The following is a 17,899-nucleotide window of genomic DNA, read 5'->3' on the forward strand; positions in this document are numbered from 1 at the left end:
CTGAAACAGATGTTCCTGGACCTGAAAGAGCTGGGATATGAGGGGTCGTATGACCGCGTAGCTGCCTTCGGAAGGCAGTGGAAAGTGGGTCAGATGGCGAGGGTCAATTCTGCGAGCAAATCAACACTCCTTAACGCCATTTCCACTGGGCGGGTACCGGTCCGACCTAAAACTAAGACTCCTCTTCTGACTGCCGAGTTACCAGATCTGGACTTCTGGGTTGGAAAGCCAATAGGTTTTGACCGACCATGGTTTAAGCGACATTTATCAGACCTGCAAAGCGAGGTTCGCCCTGTATCCAGCTGGGTGCGTGGGGCGGTTGAAGAAGAAATTTTAGACGAGTTCACTGTCGGACTCGCTGCTCAACGTAGCGGTACGGGTGAGCACTCGGTAAATGAAATTCTTGGATTCAATGCGTTTCCATATCCCAAGCCCATCTCGTTAATAAAGGGCCTTCTCGCCCAAGCCACAAAGCCGTCGGACGTCGTGTTGGACTTTTTCGCTGGCAGCGGCACTACAGGGCAAGCTATCCTCGAACTGAATGCCGAAGACGGAGGGGAACGCCGCTTCATCCTGTGCAGCAGTACCGAGGCTAACGACAAGGAGCCCAGCAAAAACTTGTGCCGCGATGTTTGTGCGGCTCGCATACGGCGCGTTATTCAAGGCTATGGCACCAAGGATGGCCACAGCGTAGCGGGAGGGGGAGAGTTCGCCTACCTCCAACTCGACAAACTGGATGCTGCGGATGTGGCCCTAGATGCCACAGCAGAACATGCAGCTACTCTGTTGACCTTGCGTCATGCCGCGACGGTAGCTGTGGCACATCAAAGCGGCCCAATCCACCTTATCGCGAAGAGCGCAGACTGGCTAATGGCACTGTGCTCCGTCGTCAACGGACAGGTGCTGGACCAGTTATGTGGCCTGCCAAACGAGTACCAAGTGGCACGACTGATAGTGTACGCCCCACGCCCTAAAGCATTGGCCGAATTGCTGGCTGAGCGAGGAGTAGAGGCGCAAGTCCACACTCTACGCCAAGCACTGATTCAAGGCCAGGGAGGCCGCTAATGAATATGTCCGACACCACGACAACATCGATGCCTAAGATACAACCCAAGTTCCAAGCCGCTCTGGACCTGCCGGTCCAAACCTCAACGCACCAACCCGAGCGATTCCAGGCGGAGCTGATGGACAACATAAGCAAGGCTCTGCTTCGCACGCCAGCACCTCCCTGCCTGCTGCGTGCGCCCACTGGCTCGGGCAAGACATTTGTCATGGGCCAGGTTTTGCAACGCATAGGGGCGCAGCGTGATGTGTTGTGGTTCTGGTTTGTTCCCTTCGTAACGCTCGTGGGGCAAACACTGGACTCGCTTTTACATCACGCCCCAGATTTGTCACCCGTACTCTTCTCACAAGGGCGCAATCAGGACCTCGGCGCTGGGACGGTGCTCATTTCCACTGCTCAGGGCGTAGCTCGCGCTCAATGGCGAACCAAAGGCTATGACGCCGATGCCGACGACGACGTGCGTACTCTGGCGGCGCTAGTTGCCCGCGCACGCGCGAAAGGCTTACAAATTGGCTTAGTAGTAGACGAAGCCCACATCGGCCTGGACAAGAGCACTGAATTCGGCAAGTTTGCACACTGGCTGCAGGCCGACTACCTGCTCATGGCTACAGCCACTCCAAAGGACCAGCGGCTGACCGACTTCGTGGCTCACGCCGGCTACAGCGGCCAAGAACATTTCTCAGTCAGCCGCGACGACGTTGTTAAGGCCCGGCTGAACAAGCAATACATCGAAGCAGTGGTGTACAGCTTGGGCACAACCATGCAACAAGTGACCGACCTGCGGCGCACGGTACTGCGCCAGGCTTGGGCGCGCAATGTGTTGATCGGTCAAAGATTGCAGCAAGCGGGTATCGCTTGCACACCCTTGTTGCTAGTGCAGGTCGCTAATGGTGAACGCGCAGTAGAGGAGGCGGCTGAGGAGCTGATGCGACAGTGCAACGTGCCGCCCGAAGCCATTGGAAAGCACTCTGCGGATGAGCCAGACCCTGTGTTGATGGCAGCGATTGCCAACGACACCACCAAACAGGTGCTAATTTTCAAGCAGTCAGCAGGTACGGGCTTTGACGCGCCACGCGCCTTCGTTCTGGCCAGCACAAAGCCCGTCAATGACACGGACTTCGCCATGCAATTCATCGGCCGAGTCATGCGCGTAGCACGACAGGTTCGCGACAGTTTTCCGAAGCCACAGCACATCCCGGCCGAGCTGAACACCGCCTATGTCTACCTAGGGAATGCTCAGGCGCAAGCAGGCTTTGAAGCGGCTGTACAAGCCACTAGCGCGGTTAAGAGCCAGCTGGAAGGGCAAACTGAGAAGCTGTTAATCCGCCACACGGTTGCGGGAGGCCTCGTCTACACCAACCGGCCAACCGTAGAGCAACCCTTAAGCTATAGCATGGGGCTACCTGACACTCAAATGACTGCCCCAACTTTAGCCTCCGACTCCGCAGCACCATCGCAGTCATGGCTGCCTCCAGCAAGTAGCGGCAACCAACAAACTTGGGGACAAGATCTGTTTGGCGATCCTACCTGGGCTCTGGACACCCAAGCTACAGAACCCGCACAGAAAAAGTCATCACGCATCCATAAACCGCGCACACGCTCGGAGGTGTTGGAGGCTTTGACCGAGAACAGGCTGAAGACTTTTCACCGAAGGGAGAACGTACCCACTCTGAATGCGGCCCTCAAGTCTGAGGAAAAGCCTTCGCTGGTCGATCTATCTGCGATCTCACTTCAAGTCGCCCAGTCTCTAGAGGTAAGCTCGACACTGGCTCAGTCGGCAGTAAATGCGGCACTCAACCGCGTGCTGCAAAAAGAACTTCACCGGGAACTCACCGAAGGTACCAATTACGCTGAGGACATCCTGGTTGTCACCGATCGAGCAGCTTTGGCGCGCGAGGCGATGACTGCTCTGCAGGAGCTCCCGCATGCAGAGGAAGAGGACTATCGCATCATCGTACAAACTATTTCTGCGCGCTTGAGGCCCACGTTGGATTTAACTCTTCAGGCCGCTCCTTCGCAAGTAGCTCTCTCAGAGAGAGACCTTGTCCGAATGTCCCGAGATGCCGCCCATTGGGTCATTCGTGACTGTGCACAGGAACTTCGCGAAGCGATCTTCCAATCCATTGCCGACCAGGCCAAGCAAGTCGATGCCCAGCCCCTGCCCAACGTGATGATCTTCCCAGAAGACCTCCCATTAGAAACTTCTAGAAAAAACATCTATGGCGTCTTGCCGCCTTCCACCGAGCTCGCTGAGGCAGTGGACACTGTACTCTTTATGGATGAACGCAATTGGTGGACAGATCGGATATTCACATTGGAGGACGGTAGCACCTTCAGTGTCGGTCGCTATGATGGATGGGTGAAGCTAAATAACCTGGAACAGGCGTTCGCCCGAGCGCTAGACGACGCCGACTTCGTTCACTGGTGGCATCGGAACCCGGATAAAAAACCGTACTCAGTACGCGTAGTGCGTGCAGAGCACGACCACTACTTCTATCCGGATTTCGTCGTCTGTATTTCGCATTCGCCCGGTGAAGCCCCAATGCAGCGACTACTGGAAACAAAGGAAAGTACCAAGGATGCTTCACGTAAATCACAACACTTCCCAACCGCTTACGGCAAGGTCTTGTTCCTCACGCCTGATGGCAATCGCCTCCGGTGGGTGAATGAAAACGGCAGCTTGGGCGACGTGCTTAAATTATCAGAGCTGCAGGCCATTCAGATCAAGCTGAAGGCGTCTCAATATACTTGTCAACCCGTTTGACTTAACGAAGAGAGTCGAGTACTGACGATCCGCCCGGCTGAAACAAAAGAACCTCTGGGCGGCGTCCTCGATATCATAGCAAGGACACCAAGTCGCATCACGAATCTCCCGTGCAATTGACCAACGATGCGCCTTTTATTCAACTGCCCATTTTAAAATAATCGATTCCGGCGGTCTTTCTACTTGGAATTAAATATTTTTCAATACGATTGGTCCCAGAAATATTAAATTTCTCTTCGGCGACATACATCAGGAGTGCTTTCTTTAATCAATAGAAGCTATTTGGTAAAAAATGGAAAAGCGATTTTTGGTAGTTGACCTTGAAGCGACCTGCGCGGATGACGGCAGTATCGCGCCGGAAGAAATGGAAATCATTGAAATCGGGGCCTGTTGGGCCACCCAAGACGGCGCAGTCCTTGAGCGGTTTCAGCATCTAGTAAGGCCGCTGATGCAGCCAATACTCACACCATTTTGCAAGCAATTAATTGGAATCACTCAAGCAGAAGTCGACCAGGCACCTCTGTTTCCTGTCGCGGCACGAGCGCTTCAGGCATTTGCCAACAACGTAGGGTCGACCGATACTGTTTGGATGAGTTGGGGAAGCTACGATAACAAGCAGCTAAGCAGAGACGCCGAGCGTCATGGGATTGCTATGCCGTTGGTCATGCCCCATCAAAATGCTAAGCGTCTGTTCGCAAAGACCCAGCGAATTGGCAAGGAAGTTGGGATGGTTCGGGCGTGCGCGCTCACCGGTAATAGCATGGAAGGGCAGCATCATCGAGGGCTGGACGATGCTGTCAACATTGCCAGGCTGATACCGTGGGTTTTGGGGAATGCCACGATTTCGGCACATGGCCAAGCGCGCGGCGTTATTTAATGATGAAGCAATGATCCACTTCAAGGCCTTCATCAATACTAAAGTTCACTTCTTTTTTGCAGATTTTGGCTTCCCGATCATAGTTGATGATTGGTGATAAGTGTTTGATTGAAAAAGCCGTCGTACTCAGCGTAAGTTTGAGGATTTCCACGTGGCGCAATCTCCCATGGCAAGGCCGTTTCTGGTAGCCGCCATGGGTCAGGTGCATCATCGTGGCGACGCAGCGACAAGGCAATGGAGGCTGCGCTGTACCTGCCGGTACGGCGCCGGACTGTTCACCCCACCGTTGTGGGCAAGCCGCGCCACGGGTAGACTGAGCCCCTTTCATCCATGCAAGGCCAGTTCCACCATGCCTGACCAGTCCGTCGATGGGCGCCTGCCGCTTTATCTCCAGTTGCGCGACCTGTTGGCCGCCCAGATCCGCGCCCAGAAGTGGCAACCGGGTCAAGCCATTCCCTCGGAAGCGGAGCTCAGCCAGACCCATCAGATGGCAGTGGGTACGGTGCGCCGCGCCATCGAAACGCTCATTGCCGAAGGGCTGGTGGAACGCACGCATGGCCGGGGGACTTTCGTGCGCAAGGCGCGCTTCGACAATTCCCTGTTCCGTTTCTTCCGTTTCGAGTCCGCCCAGGGCCAGCCGCTGGCCCCCAGGAGCGTCATCGTGGGTCGCAAGACCATCGAAGCGCCGCGCCAGGTGGTCGAGGCCCTGCACCTCAAGCCCCATGCCCGGGTGATCGAACTGCTGCGCCTGCGCACGGTGGATGATCAACCGGTGCTGGCCGAGAACATCTATCTCTGCGCCCAGCGCTTCAAGGCCCTGGCCGACAAGGCGCCGGAAGATTTCGGTGACCTGCTCTATCCGCTGTATGAACGTGAATGCGGCCTGATCGTGGCCTCGGCCCGCGAGACCCTGACGGTGGAGACGGTGACGGCGGCGCAGGCGCGCCTGTTGGGATTGAAGGAAAAGACGCCGGTGGTGGTGATCGAACGCATCGCCTTCGGTTCGGACGGAACACCGCTGGAGTGGCGGCAGTCCAGGGGCGCGGCGAGCAAGTTCAGGTATAGCGCAGAGATTCGCTAGCGGCAGCTGCCGGGACTCTACTTGCGTCGACCTTGCGTCAGCCGGGCGGCCCGTGGTTCCCGGATTTCAAGTATGTGAGGCGGGCGCGCTACATCGTTCGTCACGGCCCTTACCTCTGCCAGCAGTTCCGGATGCTTGTGCAGCAGGCGCAGCAACAATACCAATGCGCGTGGCGGCTTGATCTTCCCGGCCTCGTAACGGTTGAAGGCATTGATGCCGCCGCCGAACAGCAAGCTGGCTTCGCGCTGGCCCAACTGCAGGAGCTCCCGTGCCGCGGTGATCTCGGCCGGATCGATGAGGCCGGCGTTGACCTCCTTGTTGAAGGCCAGTGCCTCGGAGGAGACTCTTTCTTCCTCCGCAGGCAGGGGCAGGCATTCACCGCAGAGCGGGCAATAGTCACCTGTCACGCCCACGATGAGCGTGGTCTCGCCCTTATAGGTATAGGGCAGGTCTCGGGTGGCGCGGACCATCTCTGCACCGCCGCAACTGGGACAGTTCATCTCATCTCTCCTTGAACGCTACGATCAATACGTCATCCAGCACGGTCAGCTTGATGTACAGCACGCCATGACGGGTCAGCGGGCAGTACACGTCATGCCAGATCCGGTGATCCTGGTGGCTGGTCATGCTCTTGTAGAAATCACTGCTCTTGAGCGCTGCCACCACTGCGGTCATCTCGGATTCGTCCATGCCCAATGCTGCGGCGCCCAGGATAGCCGTCGCGGTTTTGCGGATCCGCCCCTGGGCGAGCAGTGAATGGATTTGGTACAGCTTGCGGTGAGGCGTGTGCTTTTCCATGTGCATGGTAACCATCCTGGTTACATAAACCAAGGTGATATGGGCGAAAGTTGTTCGAGAAAACTGCACAACATGGTCGGATACGACTGATGTGTGCGACAGGAGAGGTGGAGCGAAGGAGGGAGTGTGGTGCGACTTGTGCGGATTTCAGACAGATGGTTTGAAATGCTGAGGAGATCTCGTTTACTATCGTCACTCAGCCCATCACTTCCCGCACCATGAATCTGAAGCGATCCATCACCCGTAAGTCCACAGCCCTCCCGGCGGCGGGCCTGCGCGCGTGCGGGCTGAATACCAAAAAACGGCATCTCCGCTGACGGGGATGTCACGTCCCGTCCGGCGGATCGCCTGGCGGGACTGGATCGCAGCAGCATTTCCCCTTTTCAGACCTCGCCCGGCAGCGCCGGCGGGACGGCTTTCTTCAACCGTTCTTCAAGAGGTACACATGCAAAACAGTTTTACCGGAATCCAGGCCGTAGCAGCCGCCGATACGCTGCAGCTCTATGCCGACGCCCAGTACGCCAGCCCCTACGCCATGTCCGTCTTCGTGGCCCTGCGCGAAAAGCAGCTGCCCTTCACGCTGCAGACGGTGGATCTCGACGCCGCCGCCAACCTGGCACCGGCCTATGCCGAGCTGTCTCTGACGGCACGCGTGCCGACGCTGCAGCACGGCACGCTGGCGCTGTCGGAGTCCTCGGCCATCACTGAATACCTGGACGAGGTCTTCGCCGGCCCGCGCCTCTATCCGCAAGACCCCGCGCAGCGCGCACGGGCGCGACAGGTGCAGGCCTGGCTGCGCAGCGACCTCATGCCGATTCGTGAAGAGCGCAATACGCAGGTGCTGTTCTATGGCGCGACGAAGGCGCCGCTGACGGCGGCCGCGCAGGCGGCGGCATCCCGGCTGTTCCGCTTGGCCGAAAGCCTGCTGGCGCCAGGCGCGTCATGCCTGTTCGATGACTGGAGCATTGCCGATACCGACCTGGCACTGATGATCAACCGCCTGGCCCTGCACGGTGACCCGGTGCCGGAGGCCTTGCAACGTTATGCGCAAGCCCAGTGGCAACGACCGGCCGTGCAGGAATGGGTGGCGCTGCAGCGCCCGCCACTGGCACACTGATCCAGGCGTGCAGGTCGCATGACCCATGAAAAAGGGGCGGCGTCCTGCGACGCCGCCCCCGCCCTACTCCCCCCTGCAATATCCTCAGGCCAGCGCCTGCGCACGCGGACGGGCCAGCGCAAACACCACCGCCACGGCCACCAGATCGAACACCGCCAGCAGGACAAACAGCGGGCCATAGCCGATCTGCGTGACCAGGATGCCGAACAGCAGCGTGAACAAGGTCGCCCCCAGGTAACCGCTCATGCCGGTCAAGCCAGTGGCAGTCGCCACCTGGTTACGGGTAAAGACATCGGAGGTGATCGAATACAGCGCACCCGACAGCGTCTGGTGGGCGAAACCACCGATGGACAGCAGCGCAATGGCCACATAGGGGCTATCCACGAAACCCACGCAGGCCGGCCCGATCATGGCCAGGCTGCCCACCAGCATGACCAGCTTGCGCGAGGTGAACAACGACACATTGAGATGCTTGTGGAAGAACGGACTCAGGTAGCCGCCCAGCACGCAACCGATATCGGCCGCCAGGAAGGGCAGCCAGGCGAACATGGCGATTTCCTTGATGTTCATGTGACGCTCGGTGGCCATGTACAGCGGAATCCAGGCATTGAAGGTCTGCCAGGCCGGTTCCGACAGGAAGCGCGGAATGGCGATCGACCAGAAGTTGCGGCTGCGCACGATGAGCGACCAGCTTTCGCGCTGCACCTTCTCGGGCGATTTTTCCTGGCCATCCAGGATATAGGCGCGTTCTTCCGGCGAGAGCAGCTTCTGGTCCCGCGGGTTCTTGTAGAACAGCATCCACAGCGCGAACCAGATCACCCCCAGCACGCCCACCACCACGAAGGACATCCGCCAGCCACCATGCAGGATGGTCCACACCACCAGGGGCGGTGCGCACAGGGCACCGATGGAGGAGCCGATGTTGAACCAGCCGATGGCCACCGAGCGCTCCTTGGCCGGGAACCATTCGGTGGACGCCTTCACCCCGCCCGGGATGCCAGCCGCCTCGGTGACACCCAGCAGCGCCCGGAAAAAGGCCAGGCTCTGCCAACCGGTCGCCATGGCGGCGGCGGCGCACACCAGCGACCAGGCCAGCGCGAAGATGCCGAAACCGATCTTGGTCCCCACCGCGTCCAGGATGTAGCCGGCCACCGGTTGCATCAGCGCGTAACAGATCTGCCACGAGACCACGATGTAGGAATACTGCTGGGTGCTCATGTCCAGCTCTTTCATCATGGTCGGTGCGGCCACCGACAGCGTATTGCGGGCCAGGTAATTGACGATCAGGGCCAGGGTCACCAGGGTGACCATGTACCAGCGGATTCCTCTTACGTACTTCATGGCGTCTCCAAAAGGATTTTTATTCAAATGGGCAGTACTGCAGCAGGCCGTCCCTGCTGCGCGCGACGCCGGGCAGGCCGGACGACGGTGGATGACGCGCAGGGAAGCAGGCCAGGCCGTCGTGAGGACGGCCGGAAGCTTGAGAGAAACTAGGCAGATCTTGGGTTCATACCGGTCTCCATGCTGGCTGCTGTTGTCTTTTTTATGGCTGCAATTATACGATGTCGTATAAGTTTTCAGTGAATTAGTCGGACTAATTTCGAATGCAGGTGGACAACTCTAATGAGCAGCGTGTGCGAAGTCAACCGGATTTGGGCCGTCTTCCGGTCTGTAAGTGCTTTTTAGCGGGCTTTCCGACGCCGTTGTGCAAATTGCAACATCTTTCGGTATCGCTTGCTTGCGCCGGCAAGACGAGTCCTTCATAGTGTCCGAAGAAGAACTCAACGGCAGCAGTCATCGTACATGTCAGAATCTCGCACAACGCCGCCCCTTGCTCCAACTCCAGCGGCCGGCCAGCTCAGCCGCTCCGAACATATCTGCAAGCAGATCATCGCCGCCATCCTGCGCGGCGAACTGGGCGAGAACCGCCGGCTGCCGACCGAGGTGGAACTGGCGCAGCGCTACCAGGCCTCCCGCACCACGGTGCGCGAGGCGCTGTCGCGGCTGCGCTCGGAGGGCATCGTGGTGTCGCGCCGTGGCTCCGGCAACTACGTGCAGCGCCTGCCTTCCCTGCAAAACAGCGTACCGGCGCAGATTGCCAGCATCCATGACATGGAGCGCTATTACGCCTTTCGGGAATGCGTGGAAGTGGGCGCGGCCGGCATCGCCGCCCAGGCGCGCCAGGAAGAAGACGTGCGCCTGATGCACGCCTGCCTGCAGGCGCTGCGGAGTGCGCAACTGAAGGGGCAGACCGGGGTCGAGGAAGATCTGGCGCTGCACATGGCCATCGCCCGCGCCAGCCGCAACCCCTTCTTCATCTCCACCATCGAACATGCGCTGGGACCGATACGCCAATGCATGGAGCTGGCGCAGAACCTTGGTTCGCCGCAGGACAGCGTGCGCATCCAGATCATCGATGACGAACATCAGGCCATCGTCCAGGCCATCGCGGAGGGTTCGCGCGAGCGGGCCGAAGCGGCCATGCGCGCGCATATCGACCTGGCGCGGCTGCGCATCTTCGAGGGCGGCTGAATCACGCCATCACGCCGCCCGGGCTCAGGCCGAGTGCGGTACCTCGACTGAAGATATTTTCACTCCTGGCAGGTTTTCGAAGCTGTGCCGCCCGGCATGGCCGGGCTGGGCATCGGTAATCAGGGTCCAGGGCTTTTCCACCGGGGTCCAGTGTTGCTGGCTGTCGCGATTGAGCTTGTCGGCGGTGACCAGCACGAACACCGTGGCCGCCTGACGGATGATGCATTCCTTCAGATAGGCCTGTTCCACCGTGGCTTCGCACAGGCCGCGTCCGGCCACCACGCCGTCAGCACCGAGGAAGGCCTTGTCGAAGGTCAGCCGGGTCAGCCCCAGCTGGGCGATCGGGCCGAAGGTACTCATGCTGGTAGGACGCACGTCGCCGCCGATCAGGGTCACGCCGACCTGGCTGCCGGCCAGCGTCTGCACCACCAGCAGGTTGTTGGTAATGACCTGGATACCCGTACGCGGCACCAGCGCCTTGGCCAGGGCCGCGGTGGTGGTGCCGGCATCGAGGAAGACGGTGTCGCCATCGACCACGCAGGCTGCGGCCACCGCACCGATGGCATCCTTCTCGGCCTGAAAGCTGTGGCTGCGCTGCTCCAGCGACTCTTCCGGGGCATGCAGGCTGACCGAGGCGGCGCCACCATAGGTACGCAGGATCAGGCCCTCATCGGCCAGTGCGCGCAGGTCGCGGCGCACGGTGACTTCGGAGATGCCAAAGTGGTCGCACAGTGCGGTCACTTCCGTCATCCCCGAGAGGACGGCCTGGACCATGGCCTCGCGGCGGCGGGTAACTTTCATAGGGTGCAGTCTCGGGTTGTCGTTGCCGCCATCCCGGCGGGGATGGCAGGCAAGGAGTATACCGGCTTCCAGAGGCGGTTCACCGCTTCCGGGACTGCGCCGGTCGTATCGCTCAGGCCGGTACGGTGGTGGCGCTGCGTGCCAGCATCTGCCAGCCCTGCCCCTGGCTGACCCAGCACAGCAATACCTTCAGATGGCCGGTGCTCTTCTTCTCGTCGTTGTTGACCACGTCATAGGTGTGACGCACGATGCCGGTGCTGCCCGCCACCTCCACCGTCTGCGCCGAGGTACGCACACTGAGGTAGCGCTGCTTGCCAGCGATGGCCTCCAGCAGGACCGCCTTGGTCCACACCCGGCCATCCGAGTGGGAATAGGTCATGCGCTCATGCAGCAGGGTCTGCAGGGCCGGGCCGTCGCCCTGTTCCAGCGCCTGGCGCAGCGCCTCGCTGGCGGCTTCGAGCGAGGCCGCATCGGCTGCCGTGGCCGCCACGGCTGGCGCGCTCGCACCGACGGCGGCGATGCCTGTTCCCAATGCCACGAGGACCTCCCTGCGGGTGATGATTTGCTTGTCCATGCTTGTCTCCTGCGAATAATGTAATCAGCCAATCAGGCCGCAGCCGCCACCGGCTGCGCAACCCAGGCTTCCTCGACGGTCACGTACTTGATGTTCTGGCGGAAGTAGGTATAGGCGATATGCAGCCTGCCATCGGCCGATTGCACGATAGAGGGATAGGAATACTCACGATTGAGCTTCTCGGCCGAATTGTTGGTCATGCAGTAGCCGTCTCCCACTTCCAGATTGCGCATCAGCGGCCAGCTGCGGCCGCCATCGTGGGAGATGGCCAGCGTCATCGGCGCACGCGGTGCGCCCCAGAAGGCCACGCCGCGTTGCGAGGCCGACTGGGTGACCAGGCTGCCGCTGTCTTCCGAATCCTCGATGTCGTCATACAGCGAAGCACGACGCTCGGTACTGTTGGCCGCGCTGCTGTGGTTGAACACCAGTCCCAGATGACCATTGGCCAGCGCCACGAACTGGATCGAGGAATTGTTGTTGGGCAGGTCCAGCGGCAGCGGCGCGCTCCAGCTGATGCCATCGGCCGAACGGCTGCTGTAGATGTGATCGGCCCAGCGACTGCGGTACAACGCCAGGAAGCCACCCTCCTTGAGCGGCTGGATGTTCATGTGCACACAGCCCACGCTGCCCGGCACCTCGTGCGCGCGCCAGTGCTGGCCGCCATCGGTGGAACGCATCACCACGCTGATGTCATCGTTGCCAGACCAGCGCTCCCCCTCGGCCACCCGGCACATGAAGACCGGGCACAGCCAGGCGCCATCGGCAGCGACCACGATGGGCTGACGCACGAAGGTGCCGGGAGTGTCGAACAAGGTCTCGATGGCCCCCCAGGTCCGGCCCATGTCGGAGGAGACGCGGCGGCGTACGATGGAGGTGTTCTGATGGCCCGACAACTGTGCGGTATAGATCAGCCACAGCTTGCCATCGGGCGCTTCGAACAGCACCGGGTTCTGCTCGGAGCGGCTGGCATCTTCCGACAGGCGCACCGGTACGCTCCAGATCTGGCTGCCGGCGTCCAGGCGCGACAGGTAGATCGAGATATCGGGAATACCTTCCTGGGTGCCACCGAACCAGGCACACAGCAGGTCGCCGTTGGACAGCGCGATCAGGTTGGCCGCATGGTTCTGTACGGTCAGCGCCGGCAGGTGCGCCTCGCGGCGGGCATCATCACCGTGGGCCTGGAGGACCTGGCCGGCGGCGGGAGTGGACGGGTTCATCTTGTCATCCTCTTTCTTGACTTGGAGCGATTCAATGCTGCTGCCGGCTGCCGGCCGCCAGTTCGGGCGTGGTGGGGTGCGCCGTGGCGTGCTCGGTGGCAGTCGGCGCAGCCGGGAAGATCAGGCGCTCGATCACCATCACGATGGCCGGGGCCACCAGGGCGATATACATGTTGTCGATGCCGAAGGGGTTATCCAGCAAGTACCAGACGGTGGTGGCCACGGTGGCCAGCACCAGCGCCGAGATGGCGCCGCGGCTGCTGTTGAAGAACGGCAGGTAGATGCCCATCAGGGCCACCACCGTCACCGTCAGGCGCAGCGCCCGGGTGAAGAAGGACAGCGCCAGGATCTGCGGCACGAACAGCACGAAGATCAGCGGCACGAAGCCCACCACCAGCGAAATCCAGCGGATGGCCACCAGCTCGCGCTCGGGCGAAGGCTTGAAGCGCGGCACGTAGAAATCCTTGACGATGAGCGAAGCGATGGCCAGTGCCACGGTGCTCACACTCACGAAGATGGAGGCCACCAGCGACACGGTGACGACGCCCGAGAGCACCGGATGCATATGCTGCAGGAAGACCGGCAGTGCGTACAGGCCCTTGATCTCCGGGAACAGGAACTTGGCCGCCACGCCCAGCAGGCCCAGGGCCAGTGCGATGGGAACGCACAATGCCGCGGCCACCAGGGTCGCCTTGCGGGCATCTTCCCCGGAGCGGGCGCCGGAGATGGCCTGGATGATGAACTGGGTGGAGAAGATCGCGCCGGAAGTGCCGATGACCCAGGCGCCGATGGTGCCGCCATTCAGGGCGCCCTTCCAGGTGAAGTAGTGCTCGGGCATGGTATTGACCATGGGCGCGATGCCACCGGTCAGGGACAGCGCCACCCACACCAGGATGCCGATGCCGAAGATCTTCATGGCGCTGTGGAAGATGGTCACGTAGAGCACGCTCTTCAGGCCGCCATAGGCGAAATAGATGGTACTGACGATGGCGGTGATGACGGCGGCGGTCGGCAGGTTGACCTTGAGCACGGTGGAAATGGCCGCCGCGCCGCTGACGTAGTTGCCGACGTTGACGATGAGGAGCGCATAGATCATCACCGCCGAGACCACCAGCTTGGCGGTCTTGCCGTATTTCTGGGCGACGAAGCCGGAGATGGTGAATTCACCCGACTTGTACAGGCGCTTGGCCATGAACAGGCCGAACAGCAGAAAGCCGATGGCCGCCGCCAGCACCGACCAGGAAGCGGCGATGCCGACATTGAAGGCCTCCTGCGAGGTCCCGATGGTGGACTTGGCGCCGATGAATTCAGACATCAGCAGGATGGCGATCACCACCACCGGGGCGGCGCGACCGGCCACCATGAATTCGCCGGTGGTCTTGCTGCGCAGGCGGATGCTGAGCCACGAGGTGGCAACGATGTAGACGACGACCATCGCGATGATGATGGCCGTGTCCAATGCTCCAAACTGGTTCATTGTGTTCTCCTCCCGATCCTCGAAGATCGGATAACGTTTTAGATGATTTTCTTGTCAGACCGGCCGCCGCAGGCTTGCGGCGCCGGTCTCTTGCATCACGCTGCCAGGGCAGCGCGGCGCGTGGCCAGGTCTTGTGCCTGTTTGAGCGCTTCCAGCATGCTTCCTTCGTCGGCGATACCGCGACCGGCGATGTCGAAGGCGGTGCCGTGATCCACCGAAGTGCGGATCACCGGCAGGCCGACGGTGACGTTCACGCCCGCCTCCAGGCCCATCACCTTGACCGGTCCGTGGCCCTGGTCGTGGTACATGGCCACCACCACGTCGAAATCGCCACGACCGGCGCGATAGAACAGGGTGTCGGCCGGCAGCGGACCTTCGACGTCCCAGCCACGCGCCTTGAGCAGGTCCACGGCCGGGATGATCTTCTTTTCTTCTTCGCCATAACCGAACAGGCCATTCTCGCCGGCATGCGGATTGATGCCGCACACGCCGATGCGCGGCTGCGTGATACCGGCGCGCACCAGGGTGTCGTGCGCCCGTTCGATGGTCCGTTGCACCAGCCCCGGTTCGATGCGGTTGATGGCATCCAGCAGGCCGATATGGGTGGTCACGTGGATCACGCGCAGCTTGGGCGCCACCAGCATCATCGACACTTCGGGAATGCCGGTCAGGTGCGCCAGGATTTCGGTATGACCGGGGAAGATATGGCCGCCCGCATGCAGCGCTTCCTTGTTCAGCGGGGCGGTGCAGATGGCATCAAGCTCGCCGGCCGAGGTCAGCTCCACGGTACGGGCGATGTACTGGAAGGCCGCATTGCCGGCCACCGCCGAGAGCTGGCCGTAGGGCAGGTCGACCGGGATCAGGCCGAGGTCGATGCAGTCGATCTCGCCGAAGGAAAAGTGCGCCTCGGCGGGGCTGGCGATGGCGCGCACGGTGAGGTCCACCCCGGTGATGCGGCCGGCATCGCGCAGGCGCTTGGCGTCGCCGATGACCAACGGGCGACAGCCATCATAGACTTCGCGCCGGGCCAGGCTTTTCATGATGATCTCCGGCCCCACGCCGGTGGCATCGCCCATGGTGATGCCGATAACCGGACGGTATGTCATAACTCTTCTCCAGTGGATATGGGCGCTGCCAGCGCAGCCCCCGGTCGCCCGGCGGCCAGTTGCCGCCATGCGCGATAAAGGGTGTCGGGCCGGCCGAAGCCACCCGCCTTGGTCACGACCGGGAAATCCCGGTCCAGATGGCGTGCGCGCATGAGCGGCACGCCGGTGTCGATCTCGCTGACGATGCCCAGCTGCTGCACGCCCATGCGGGTCAGCATGGCACGGGCGGTCTCGCCGCCGGTGGCGATGAGCGCGCTGGCATGTCGTGCCACCGGCCCCAGCTGCTCGGCCAGTTGCCGCGCCAGGCGTGCGCCGTCGCTGACGGCGGCGCGCTGGTCCTGGCTCACGGTGACCAGCACGCTGCGTCCCTGCTGCAGGGTCTGCGCGACCAGCTGCGCCAGTTCACGGGCGCGGGTGGACATGGGGTCCAGCAAGGACGTCGCATCGATGCTGCAGGCCAGGACATCGGCGCCGGCCTGCTCGGCCAGGGCTCCTGCCTGCGCATGCGAAACACTGGACATGCTGCCCACGATCACCAGTACGCCGCCGGTATGAGTAGCCTCGCCACCGAACGTGGCTGCCGGCACCTGCACCGGCACGGCCACCGCAGCTTGCCAGGCACGCACCAGCGGCGTGGCCAGCCCGGCCGACCCCACCCAGTACAGTCCGTCCAACGCGGCCGAGGCCTCGGCGATGCACTCCAGATCCTGCACGGTGCGGGCATCGCAGACCAGTGCCTGCACGCCATCGGCCTGGCAGGCAATGATGCTGTGACGCACCTGTTGCAGGCCCTGATACAGAGTCTCCAGCCCCAGCAGCGCCACCTTCATGCCGGCCTGGCGCAGCATGGCAACCAGGTCGGCGCGGCCGGCGATGCGTTCGTTGCGCCAGACTTCGGATTCTTCCACCGGCACGTCGAAGACGTATTGCCGGCCCTCCACCGTGGTGCGGCCGGCAGCCGGGAAAGCCGGCGCCACGATGGCCATGCCGGCCCCGGTCAGCGCGGCGATCTCGGCGGCCACGTTACCGCGCAGGGTGGAATCGATTTTCTTGTAGAGCTTGCGACCACTCTGGTGCGCTTGCCAGGCCGCCGTATTGAGACGGGCGGCATCGCCCGGTAGCAGTCCACGCGTGTCGGCATCCAGTGCCAGCACGTCGACGGCCTGCAACGACGCATCGGCGCCGCTGCCCAATGCCACCACACTGTCCAGCCCGAAATGGGCGCAGGTGACGGCGCAATCGGCGGTACCGGACAGATCGTCACCGAGGATCAGCAGGCGTGTGCGGCCGGCTGCACCGAGGGTCATGGCAGCAGCCTCTGGTAGATGGCCTTGATATCCTCATGGCCCAACACCTTGGGATTGTTGCCCAGCAGGCGCTTGACCTTGGCGGCGGCAATCGCCAGCGGTTCCAGGTGTTCTTCGGAGACACCGAACTGGCGCAGGTCCTGCGGAATCTCCAGCACGGCGGTCCATTCACGCAGGCGCGCCAGCAGCTTGTCGGCGGCAGCCTGGTCGCTATCGTCGTGGCGCGCGATCTGCAGCGCATGCGCCACCTTGGCCAGGCGCTCGACGATGGCATCCAGATTGAAGGCCATCACATGCGGCAGCAGCATGGAATTGGCCACGCCATGGGTGATGTTGAACATGCCGCCCAGGGGATAGGCCAGTGCATGCACCGCCGCCGTCCCGGCCGCAGTCAACGCCAGGCCGCCATACATGGAACCCATCAGCATGGCCTGGCGTGCCGGCAGCGATTCGCCGTTCTGGTAGGCCTCCACCAGGTTGGCGCCGATCAGGCGCATGGATTCCATGGCGAACATGTCGCTGACCGGATTGGCCTTGGTGGAAATATAGGATTCCAGTGCGTGGATGAAGGCATCCATGCCGGTGGCCGCCGTGATGGGCTTGGGCAGGCCGATGGTGAGCGTGGCATCCAGGATCACCAGTTGCGGCAGCAGATGGCGGCTGACGATACCGACCTTCAGTTCTTCATCCGGCAAGGTGACGATGGCATTGGGGGTCACTTCCGAACCGGTGCCGGAGGTGGTCGGCACCAGCACCAGCGGCACGCCGGGGCGCTTGATCAGGTCCACGCCCAGCCACTGGCGCAACGGCTCTTCGTTGGTGAGGCGCACGGCGAAGAGCTTGGCCGCGTCCAGCACGCTGCCGCCGCCGATGGACAGCACTGCGTCCGGGGCGAAGGGAGCGATCTGCTCGCGAAACACGGTTTCCACGTTCTCGATGGTCGGCTCGGGTTGCACGTCGCGCACCACCAGGGTCTGCACATCGTGCTGCGCCAGGGCCTGGACCACGCGGGCCACCACGCCCTTCTGTTCCATGATGGGTTGCGTGATCAATGCGATGCGGCGCACCGGGCGATCCAGCAGCGCCAGCTTGTCGGCCAGTTGATCCAGGCTGTGCGGACCGTGCACGATATGCTTGACGGTCTGGAAGTGATAGGGAGTACTCATGGTCGATCCTCGGATAGGC

The 17,899-nt window shown here is 61.7% G+C and carries 16 protein-coding genes; 6 read left to right on the forward strand and 10 right to left on the reverse strand.

Annotated elements, in window-relative coordinates:
- The 4 genes from I5R65_RS24490 to I5R65_RS19515 form a co-directional block, all read left to right on the forward strand.
- Positions 1 to 1,065: DNA methyltransferase (locus I5R65_RS24490; protein WP_196872207.1), on the forward strand; the 1,065-nt coding region annotated here is incomplete at its 5' end.
- The gene (locus I5R65_RS19505) at positions 1,065 to 3,827 is read left to right on the forward strand and encodes a DEAD/DEAH box helicase (protein WP_231395256.1); all 2,763 of its coding nucleotides are present in this window, start codon (positions 1,065 to 1,067) and stop codon (positions 3,825 to 3,827) included. The genes I5R65_RS24490 and I5R65_RS19505, both read left to right, overlap by 1 nt.
- Positions 3,828 to 4,119: 292 nt before the next feature.
- Positions 4,120 to 4,704: a 3'-5' exonuclease gene (locus tag I5R65_RS19510; protein ID WP_180666732.1), complete on the forward strand. Its 585-nt coding sequence runs from the start codon at positions 4,120 to 4,122 to the stop codon at positions 4,702 to 4,704.
- A 349-nt stretch (positions 4,705 to 5,053) separates the two neighbouring features.
- Complete coding sequence (locus I5R65_RS19515; RefSeq protein ID WP_180666736.1) at positions 5,054 to 5,785, forward strand: GntR family transcriptional regulator; 732 nt, start codon at positions 5,054 to 5,056, stop codon at positions 5,783 to 5,785.
- Positions 5,786 to 5,802: 17 nt separating this feature from the next.
- Here I5R65_RS19515 and I5R65_RS19520 read toward each other — a convergent pair whose 3' ends face one another.
- Complete coding sequence (locus I5R65_RS19520) at positions 5,803 to 6,285, reverse strand: type II TA system antitoxin MqsA family protein (protein WP_180666738.1); 483 nt, start codon at positions 6,283 to 6,285, stop codon at positions 5,803 to 5,805.
- Position 6,286: 1 nt separating this feature from the next.
- Positions 6,287 to 6,589: a type II toxin-antitoxin system MqsR family toxin gene (locus I5R65_RS19525; protein ID WP_370460920.1), complete on the reverse strand. Its 303-nt coding sequence runs from the start codon at positions 6,587 to 6,589 to the stop codon at positions 6,287 to 6,289.
- A gap of 439 nt (positions 6,590 to 7,028) precedes the next feature.
- Between I5R65_RS19525 and yfcF the strand changes: the two genes are divergently transcribed.
- Positions 7,029 to 7,700, forward strand: a complete 672-nt coding sequence (gene yfcF / locus I5R65_RS19530; RefSeq protein ID WP_180666740.1) for a glutathione transferase — start codon at positions 7,029 to 7,031, stop codon at positions 7,698 to 7,700.
- Positions 7,701 to 7,784: 84 nt separating this feature from the next.
- On the opposite strand, the gene I5R65_RS19535 is transcribed toward yfcF, so the two are convergent.
- The gene (locus I5R65_RS19535; protein ID WP_180666742.1) at positions 7,785 to 9,041 is read right to left on the reverse strand and encodes an MFS transporter; all 1,257 of its coding nucleotides are present in this window, start codon (positions 9,039 to 9,041) and stop codon (positions 7,785 to 7,787) included.
- A gap of 462 nt (positions 9,042 to 9,503) precedes the next feature.
- Here I5R65_RS19535 and I5R65_RS19540 point away from each other — a divergent pair, with 462 nt between their 5' ends.
- Entirely contained in the window at positions 9,504 to 10,232 is a 729-nt protein-coding gene (locus tag I5R65_RS19540) for a FadR/GntR family transcriptional regulator (protein ID WP_180666744.1), read from the forward strand.
- 24 nt (positions 10,233 to 10,256) lie between these two features.
- Here the strand turns inward: I5R65_RS19540 and I5R65_RS19545 are convergent, their stop codons facing one another.
- The 7 genes from I5R65_RS19545 to I5R65_RS19575 all read right to left on the reverse strand — a co-directional run bounded on the left by I5R65_RS19545 (position 10,257) and on the right by I5R65_RS19575 (position 17,880).
- Positions 10,257 to 11,033 (reverse strand): DeoR/GlpR family DNA-binding transcription regulator, encoded by a 777-nt coding sequence (locus I5R65_RS19545; protein WP_180666746.1) that lies wholly within the window; start codon positions 11,031 to 11,033, stop codon positions 10,257 to 10,259.
- A 112-nt stretch (positions 11,034 to 11,145) separates the two neighbouring features.
- Positions 11,146 to 11,607 carry a nuclear transport factor 2 family protein gene (locus I5R65_RS19550; RefSeq protein ID WP_180666748.1) on the reverse strand — a complete coding sequence of 154 codons (462 nt, stop codon included), beginning with the start codon at positions 11,605 to 11,607 and terminating at the stop codon, positions 11,146 to 11,148.
- A 32-nt stretch (positions 11,608 to 11,639) separates the two neighbouring features.
- The gene (locus tag I5R65_RS19555; protein ID WP_180666750.1) at positions 11,640 to 12,824 is read right to left on the reverse strand and encodes an exo-alpha-sialidase; all 1,185 of its coding nucleotides are present in this window, start codon (positions 12,822 to 12,824) and stop codon (positions 11,640 to 11,642) included.
- A gap of 31 nt (positions 12,825 to 12,855) precedes the next feature.
- A complete protein-coding gene (locus tag I5R65_RS19560; protein ID WP_180666752.1) occupies positions 12,856 to 14,301 on the reverse strand; it encodes a sodium:solute symporter family protein in 1,446 nt (481 codons plus the stop codon).
- A gap of 95 nt (positions 14,302 to 14,396) precedes the next feature.
- Positions 14,397 to 15,407, reverse strand: a complete 1,011-nt coding sequence (gene pdxA, locus I5R65_RS19565; protein WP_180666754.1) for a 4-hydroxythreonine-4-phosphate dehydrogenase PdxA — start codon at positions 15,405 to 15,407, stop codon at positions 14,397 to 14,399.
- Positions 15,404 to 16,714, reverse strand: a complete 1,311-nt coding sequence (locus I5R65_RS19570; RefSeq protein WP_180666756.1) for a four-carbon acid sugar kinase family protein — start codon at positions 16,712 to 16,714, stop codon at positions 15,404 to 15,406. Before I5R65_RS19570 ends, pdxA begins: the two co-directional genes overlap by 4 nt.
- Positions 16,711 to 17,880 carry an iron-containing alcohol dehydrogenase gene (locus I5R65_RS19575; RefSeq protein ID WP_180666758.1) on the reverse strand — a complete coding sequence of 390 codons (1,170 nt, stop codon included), beginning with the start codon at positions 17,878 to 17,880 and terminating at the stop codon, positions 16,711 to 16,713. Before I5R65_RS19575 ends, I5R65_RS19570 begins: the two co-directional genes overlap by 4 nt.
- Positions 17,881 to 17,899: the final 19 nt, after the last annotated feature.

Origin of the sequence: Herbaspirillum sp. AP02 (assembly GCF_015767275.1) — a bacterium.
In the GTDB taxonomy this organism is placed as follows: Bacteria; Pseudomonadota; Gammaproteobacteria; order Burkholderiales; family Burkholderiaceae_D; genus Herbaspirillum.